Source organism: Hydrogeniiclostridium mannosilyticum (genome assembly GCF_003268275.1).
Classification (GTDB): Bacteria; Bacillota; Clostridia; order Oscillospirales; family Acutalibacteraceae; genus Hydrogeniiclostridium; species Hydrogeniiclostridium mannosilyticum.
Genome location: NZ_QLYR01000024.1, coordinates 1 through 2,046 on the forward strand (window position 1 = coordinate 1; position 2,046 = coordinate 2,046).

The window sequence follows — 2,046 nt, forward strand, 5'->3', positions numbered from 1 at the left end:
GAATACGAAGGGCGTCACGGGTGGAAGGTAAGGCCATACCGGTTTGTAAGCGTCGGCTATATCGAGAGAGGAGAATTTGAAATACCAAAAGATAAGCCCTTAGGGGAATCTAAGAAATCTGCACCGGTTACTGAAAATGATCGTTTTGAAGAGATTCCTGTTCCCACAGATGACGACTTGCCTTTTAACTAAGCAGGAGAAAGGAAGTGAAACAGCTTGAACATTATCTCATTCGTTCCCACCGGAAGGGAAAATGCCGTTTCCCGTTATGACATTGCCAAGGCAGTCGGGATTTCAGAGCGGGATGTCCGTTTTAAGATCAAAGAGGCCAACAAAGAGCTGGAACGGATTGGAGAAGCGATTGTTTCAAGTTCCAGCGCCCGGGGGTATTGGCGCACAAGCAATATTGCCGAGATGGAAAAATACTTGCAGGAATCCAGCCGCCGAAGAGCGACACAGGCTAAGAACGACCTCCCCATCCAGCGAATCGTCAGCCAGGCAAAAGGCGAAGCCCTCATTTATGTGAAAGGCCATTTCAGGAGGATTCGTGTCAATCCCGCCCAAACAAAGCTATGAGGCGGTGGTAAGGTGCCAAATAGAATTATTAGCGAAAAGATTCGTACAAGCAAATCAATCAACGCGCTTTCAGATTTTCAATTTCGATTATGGACGTATCTACTGACTTATGTTGATGATTACGGAAGAGGCAGCGCGGATCCGGAATTGCTGAAAGGATTCGTATTTCCAAGAAGGAACGGAGTTCGGGAACAAGATATTCAAAAGGGCCTTGAAGCGTTGGAACGCAATGGTAGCATTCTTCTCTATGATGTTGCAGGAGAACCCTATTTTTGCCTTCCAAACTGGGGCAAGTATCAAAGAATACAAACCAAGAAGTCAAAGTTTCCTGAGCCAAGCGAAAATGATATTTCACGGTGGTCTACGGTGACTCACGGTGACTCACCGCTAGAATCCAATCCAGAATCCAATCCAAATCCGAATACGAATACGAAAGGCATGCGCGGGCGTGTATCGCGCTTTCAAAAGCCCACCGTAGAGGAAGTTCGTTCATTCTGTAAGGAACAGGGCTATGCTTTGGACGCAGATTATTTCTGCAACTACTACGAGAGCAATGGCTGGAAAGTCGGAAAAAACGACATGAAGGACTGGAAAGCCACTGTTCGAAACTGGGTTAAGCGTGAAAGGGCTGAACAGAGCAAAACAGGAACAGGGGCCGAAACCACCTACAACATTGAGGCGTTCGAGCAATCGGGCGCGTTCGATGATTTGGACTGGAGGCCATAAATGCAGGCGTATGTTAAGCCGGCGAAGTATCACAACACGCCGGTTGAGGTTGACGGAATACGCTTTGACAGCAAGGCGGAGGCGGCGCGGTACGTACAGCTGAAAGCACTGAGAGCAGCGGGTCGGATTCTTTGGTTTACCCGGCAGCCGTCCTTCCTCTTGTTGGGAAACACCCGGTACAGGCCGGATTTCATGGTGTGCGATTCTTCCGGGCTGGTATGGGTGGAGGACGTCAAGGGCGTGGAGACAAAGGAATTCAAGATCAAGAAAAAGGACTGGGAAGCGCTTTATCCAGGCTTTGAATTGAGGGTGGTTAAGTGATCGAAGAAAAAAGAGGCCGCGAAAGCAAGACAGCGGAAAGAAGCGGACAAAAGCCTGCCCGATAGGGATAAATTTAACGTTGAAGCCGGGCGGCGTGCCACAAAAAGGCCGGCGCTGGAGTTCATCAAGGGGGAACACAACATGAAAGACAAATTCACCTGCTCAAAATGCAGAAAAAAGGACACATCCGAATGTCCAATGGCAAAGGCTGAAAGAACGGTCATGGGAGAGTTCTCAGGCTTTAAAACCGCATTCGAGGATTGGGAAGGGTGCAGCAGGGGCGAAGGCCGGCGAATGGCGCTGCAAGCAATTTTTCAGGGGAAGCGAGGCCATAGAAATTGAACAAGGCGCTTCTGTCGTCTAAAAATATGTGTTGGTGTACGCCGCAGGATTTTTTTGATAAGTTGAACCAAGAATTTCAAT

The 2,046-nt window shown here is 48.6% G+C and carries 4 protein-coding genes; all 4 read left to right on the forward strand.

Features of this window, described 5'->3' with window-relative positions; genetic code table 11:
• Positions 1-192: hypothetical protein (locus DPQ25_RS14950; RefSeq protein ID WP_407928174.1), on the forward strand; the 192-nt coding region annotated here is incomplete at its 5' end.
• 24 nt (positions 193-216) lie between these two features.
• A complete protein-coding gene (locus DPQ25_RS14180; RefSeq protein WP_112333824.1) occupies positions 217-576 on the forward strand; it encodes a hypothetical protein in 360 nt (119 codons plus the stop codon).
• A gap of 12 nt (positions 577-588) precedes the next feature.
• Complete coding sequence (locus DPQ25_RS14185; RefSeq protein WP_112333825.1) at positions 589-1,302, forward strand: hypothetical protein; 714 nt, start codon at positions 589-591, stop codon at positions 1,300-1,302.
• Positions 1,303-1,623 carry a DUF1064 domain-containing protein gene (locus DPQ25_RS14190; protein ID WP_112333826.1) on the forward strand — a complete coding sequence of 107 codons (321 nt, stop codon included), beginning with the start codon at positions 1,303-1,305 and terminating at the stop codon, positions 1,621-1,623.
• The last annotated feature ends 423 nt before the right edge of the window (positions 1,624-2,046 follow it).

Coding starts and splice junctions, on each gene's coding strand:
- DPQ25_RS14190 (WP_112333826.1), top strand. CDS start 1,303: ATGCAGGCGTATGTTAAGCCGGCGAAGTATCACAACACGCCGGTTGAG.